The 1,395-nt window shown below is 68.5% G+C and carries 2 protein-coding genes; both read right to left on the bottom strand.

Translation table 11 applies throughout. The features are described 5' to 3' along the window. Nucleotide 1: 1 nt before the first annotated feature. Entirely contained in the window at nt 2–601 is a 600-nt protein-coding gene (locus LDL49_RS56395) for a dihydrofolate reductase family protein (protein WP_225303190.1), read from the bottom strand. Beyond that, a partial coding sequence (locus tag LDL49_RS56390; RefSeq protein WP_225303189.1) for an SRPBCC domain-containing protein occupies nt 598–1,395 on the bottom strand: 798 nt, incomplete at its 5' end. The genes LDL49_RS56395 and LDL49_RS56390, both read right to left, overlap by 4 nt.

Here is a 1,395-nt window from a genome sequence, read left to right as displayed (position 1 = left end):
CTTAGCGGACTCGGTCGTAGACCATGGCGATCTCGCCCAGTTCGCCGCTTTGCTGGTGGGTGAGCATCCACTTCGAAGCTGGCAGGCCATCGTCGAACAGTCGCTGCCCACCGCCGGCGATCTCGGGGAAGATCATGAGGTACAGCCGGTCGAGCAGGTCGGCCGACAGGAGTGGCTTGATGATGCTCGCGCTGCTGTTGACGAGGATGTCGCCCTCACCAGTGGCCTTGAGGTCGGCAACAACGTCGGCGGCGGGGGCGTTCACCACGCGGGTGCGTTCCCACGGGGCCTCGGTCAAGGTGGTCGAGAAGACCACCTTTTCCGTGTCGACCAGCCACTTGGCGTATCCGCGATCACGTGGGTCGGCGTTCTCGTCTTCGGCGACCGCTGGCCAGTAGCCCAGGAATCCTTCGGCGTTGAGTCGGCCGAGCAGCGCCGTCGTCGCGCTCTCCCAGATGCGGTTCATGTGGTTTCGCGCGACCTCGCTGGTCACATAGGGGGCGAACGCGGCGAAATCGTTGGGCCCGCCTGGACCGTTGTAACGCCCGTCGAGGGTGAGGCTCAGGTTCGCGGTCACCCTGCGGCCGGTCGAGTTCGTCATTTGGTGCTCCTTGTATTGGTGTCGTGCTCGGTGTCGTGTGTGTCCGCGGTGAGGGTCGCCGCGAGCTTGTCGAGGCTCTGGCCGAAGCCGATCTCGATGCCTGCGATGAAGTCCGCTGAGTCGACCGTGCTGTCGGTGACTTGGAAGTGGACGTCGAGTTCTGTGCCCGTGTCGGTGGGCCGGAGTCCGAGGTCGAGGTGGGCGGTGAAGGCGAGGCTGCCGTCGGGAAGCTGGGGGGAGAGCCGGTAGGCGAGGCGCTCACCGGGGCGTACGTCCTCGACGACTCCCAGCGCGCGCCCGGCGACCAGGTCGGAGCCGTCGACGTCCTCGGCGTCGCGGTACTCATGGACGATCCGTCCACCCGGTCGCGCCTCGAAGACGAGTTCGGAGACGCGCAGGTCATCCGGCGTCCACCAGCGGGCGAGCAGGGAGGCCTCGGTCAGGTGGTGCCAGACCTCTTCCGGGCCCGCTGTCAGCGACCGGTGGAACGTGAATGAGCGGCCGTCGGCCCAGCCCGGCTCCTTGGCGGCGAGCCGCTCTGCGTGGAGGCTGAGCTCGTAGCGGTCGTAGGTCTCGCGCGAGCCGCCGGCTTGGTCCGCGGTGTCGGCCAGGCGAGTGAGCGCAGCCGCCAGTTCCCGTAGGGGTGCGGGCCGGAGCGCGTAGACGCGGCGCTGGCCGGAGCGCTGGGAGGTGACGACGCCGGCACGCTCAAGGGCCTGCAGGTGCTTGGTCGTCTGTGGCTGGCGCGCCTGGGCGAGCTGAGCGAGAACACCGACCGGCCGCGGCCGCTCGGC

Origin of the sequence: Nonomuraea aurantiaca, assembly GCF_020215705.1 — a bacterium.
GTDB classification, from domain to species: Bacteria; Actinomycetota; Actinomycetes; order Streptosporangiales; family Streptosporangiaceae; genus Nonomuraea; species Nonomuraea aurantiaca.
The sequence above is the reverse complement of the archived record's forward strand: the minus strand, read 5'-3'. Positions and strand labels throughout refer to the sequence as shown.

Excerpts from the sequence above, each read along its gene's own strand:
- LDL49_RS56395 (WP_225303190.1), bottom strand. The coding sequence starts at position 601 with ATGACGAACTCGACCGGCCGCAGGGTGACCGCGAACCTGAGCCTCACC.